Origin of the sequence: Nonomuraea lactucae (assembly GCF_003313395.1) — a bacterium.
Taxonomy (GTDB): Bacteria; Actinomycetota; Actinomycetes; order Streptosporangiales; family Streptosporangiaceae; genus Nonomuraea; species Nonomuraea lactucae.
In genome coordinates this window covers 1-2,733 of record NZ_QNFZ01000186.1, presented here as the reverse complement: position 1 = coordinate 2,733, position 2,733 = coordinate 1, and the positions used below count along the sequence as shown (strand labels likewise).

Annotated in this window: 4 protein-coding genes; 1 reads left to right on the top strand and 3 read right to left on the bottom strand. The window is 73.4% G+C overall.

Features of this window, described 5'->3' with window-relative positions:
- Window positions 1–260: phosphotransferase family protein (locus DQW85_RS11995; protein ID WP_420819156.1), on the bottom strand; the 260-nt coding region annotated here is incomplete at its 3' end.
- Between the two features lie 59 nt (window positions 261–319).
- Window positions 320–1,126 (bottom strand): GNAT family N-acetyltransferase, encoded by an 807-nt coding sequence (locus tag DQW85_RS11990; RefSeq protein WP_113700409.1) that lies wholly within the window; start codon window positions 1,124–1,126, stop codon window positions 320–322.
- A 126-nt stretch (window positions 1,127–1,252) separates the two neighbouring features.
- On the opposite strand from DQW85_RS11990, the gene DQW85_RS11985 reads away from it, so the two are divergent.
- Window positions 1,253–2,071, top strand: coding sequence for an RNA-guided endonuclease InsQ/TnpB family protein (locus DQW85_RS11985; protein ID WP_240197106.1), 819 nt, complete (start codon window positions 1,253–1,255; stop codon window positions 2,069–2,071).
- Window positions 2,072–2,242: 171 nt separating this feature from the next.
- Here the strand turns inward: DQW85_RS11985 and DQW85_RS11980 are convergent.
- The coding region (locus tag DQW85_RS11980; protein WP_420819155.1) for an AtuA-related protein at window positions 2,243–2,733 on the bottom strand (491 nt) is incomplete at its 5' end.

The window sequence follows — 2,733 nt, the reverse complement described above, 5'->3', positions numbered from 1 at the left end:
ACCGGCGTGCCGAGCAGCGCCGCGAGCACCCGCGCCTCGCGGCGCAGCACCTCGTTGCTCTGCCGCCTGGCGTGCCCGGGCGGCCGGCGCAGCACGTACGGCCGGCCGCCGCGCTCGAAGCGGACCATCACGTTCTGCGTGCCGCCGGCGACCGGCACCATGCCGGTGAACGGCCCTCCGGGCAGCCCCTGAGCGTCCATCCAGGCGCCGAGGCCGTCGAAGTCGACGGCGTTGACGTCGATGTGGCTGGTGGAGGTCATGCCGCCCCTCGGCCGAACGATATTCTGGCCGCGACCCTACGAGAGGCCCGCCGCAATGGTCAACCCAGCGCCTGCATGAACGGCAGGAACTGGCGGGCCCGGTCGCCGGGCGGGTCGCCGTCGCGGACCATGAGCGAGACCTGCCAGGGATCGCCGAGGCCGTGCCCGACGGCCCACCGCAGCAGACCGTCCTGGGCCACGTCGATGTCCATGCGCACCCGGCCGCCCGCGCGCAGCGCCAGGTCGCCGATCAGCGCCTGCGCGGTCGCCAGGTCGCGGGCCACCACCGGGCCGATGACGACGTCGGCGTCGTTGCGCCAGCAGTGCCCGAACCCGCCCTCGGCGACGCGCACCTGCTCACCGAACCCGAACATCCGCCGCAGCACCGCCGACCTGTCGGTGCCGAACACCTCGGCGTCCAGCGCCAGGATCGCGCCGAGGTCGTCGGTGGCGGCGGGACGCGTCCGGCCGGAGGGCTCGCCCCGGAAGACGCCCGTGTGCTTGACCACCCGGCCGACGGTGCGGAAGCCGAGCCGCTCGTAGAGGGGGCGGCCCAGGTCGGTGGCGTGCAGCGACACGGTGCGGTCGCCCGCCTCCGCGAGCACGTGCTCCATCAGCTTGCGGGCCAGCCCCCGGCGGGCGTAGCGGGAGGCGGTGAGCACCATGCTGATCACCGCGTGGTCGTCGCCGTAGCGGGTCAGGACGTTCGTCGCCGCGAGCCCGCCGCCGTCGGGGGCGTCGATGCCGTACGCCTCGCCGATGTCGAGGAGCAGGGCCCACTTGTGCCGCTCGGGCGGCCAGGCCCGGTCCGTGGCCAGCTCGGTGCAGCCGTCCAGGTCGTCGCGGGTCAGAGGGCGGATCTCCATCAGATTCTCTCGAGGGGATCGTCGCCTTCAGGCGACGGGGGAGTCGGGAGCGGGAGGGCCGCCAAGGCCCGAGCGTGCGGTGACCTGTCAGATCCGCGCATCAGAGTCTCCTTCCGGGTTTTGTCGGTGCCTGTCGAGTGGCCCAAGGACGGTGACGGCTGCCGGTGGGACTGTCGGCCCGAGCACCCGGTCGCGGCGTTCGTCCTCCTTCAGGGCATCGGGCATGTGCGGGTGCACCGGCACCGGCGGGTGCTCGGCACCGTGAAGACGATCAGCGTCAAGCGGGAAGGCTCCCGCTGGTTCGTGGTCCTGTCCTGCGAGGGCGTGCCCGCCGGGCAGTTGCCCGGCACGGGCGCCGCGGTCGGCTTGGACATGGGTGTCGCCTCCCTGGTCACCACCAGCGACGGCGTGCACGTCGCCAACCCGCGTCACCTGGGCGCGACCGCCGCCCGGCTGGCGGCCGCGCAGCGGGATCTTGCCCGTAAGAGGCGCGGGTCCAGGCGCCGCCGTACGGCCGTGGCCGGGGTCGCCGTGTTGCAGGCGAAGGTGCGGCGAGGTCGACTCGACTCGCCGCACAAGGCCGCGCCGGCGCTGGTCCGCGACTACGACGTGATCGTGCACGAGGACCTGAAGATCGCGAACATGACCCGGTCGGCGTCCGACCGAAGCATCCTGGACGCGGGTTGGGGGGTGTTCCTGCAGGTCCTCGCGTACAAGGCTGCAAGCGCCGGTCGAGAGCTGATCGCAGTCGATCCCCGCGACACCTCCCGCACGTGCGCCGAATGCGGGCACTGCGCGAAGGAGAACCGCGTCACCCAAGCCGAGTTCGCCTGTCAGGCGTGCGGGCACACCGCGCACGCCGGAGCTGCGGAAGCGGCTTGGCGAGAAGCCGCCTCCTTCATGAGGCGGAGGAGTCACTCAGACATCCTGGGGCACGGCCCGTGACGGGCTCAAACGATTTACCGCCGCGCCGGGTGGGCGAACCGGGACCGGCGGCCGATGGCGTTTTCCCAGCGAACATGAGGGACAATATGGGATTGGAGGTGTTGTGGCGGTTGATGTGGGTGGGACAGCCCGCGAGGGTGGCCTCATCAGCCGCGACGGCACCCGCCCGCCTCAGGGCAGCAGGTGCGCCGGGACGTCCACGGGCTGGGCGCGCAGCTCCTCGCCCAGAGCCTTGGCCTGCGGGTCCATGCGGGGGCTCGCCGCTACGCCCCGGCCCAGGAGGCCGTGGACGACGAAGTTCAGCGCGTTGAGGTTGGGGAACTCGTAGCGGTCCACGCGGTGGGCGGCGAGGCCGGGGAGGAGCTCCTTGAGCCTGTCCGTGGTGAGGGCGCCCGCCAGCCAGGCGTACTGGTCCGGCGTGGCGACCCAGACGCCCAGGTTGGCGTTGCCGCCCTTGTCACCCGATCGGGCGCCCGCGACCCGGCCGAGCGGCACGCGCACGGCGGGGTGGACCTCGCGGCGAGCCGCCTGGTCCGGCTCTCCGGCCGCCGGGTCAAGGTCCGGGGGCGGGTCCGGGTCCGGGGCGGGGGTGGGGGCCGGGGGGCGTACGGCGTCGGCGGCCTCGGGCGGCTCGTACGGGAGCCGGACGCCGTCCAGGAAGA